1 protein-coding gene is annotated in these 231 nt (G+C 45.5%); it reads left to right on the top strand.

Going from position 1 to position 231, the window contains the following annotated elements:
* Nucleotides 1-231 (top strand): hypothetical protein (locus FLACHUCJ7_RS25235; protein ID WP_180910981.1); only part of this gene is annotated, 231 nt, incomplete at both ends.

Raw genomic sequence — 231 nt, 5'->3', positions numbered from 1 at the left:
AGCCGATACTCCGGTAACGGTTCGTTATACGATTGCCGCCAACGGATCATGTGCCGCTAGAAGTTCTGATGTAACATTAACTGTCAATGAATTTGCAGGAACAGCAAATAATACCACTACAACAACAGCAATTTGTGAAAAAACGACCAAAGCCTTATCTGCAACACCGGCAGGCGGAAGCTGGTCAGTAGTTTCAGGAGGCGGAAGCATTTCAGGAACTACTTATACACC

The organism is Flavobacterium salmonis, assembly GCF_903819435.1.
Taxonomy (GTDB): domain Bacteria; phylum Bacteroidota; class Bacteroidia; order Flavobacteriales; family Flavobacteriaceae; genus Flavobacterium; species Flavobacterium chungangense.
This window is presented reverse-complemented; position numbering and strand designations above follow the sequence as displayed.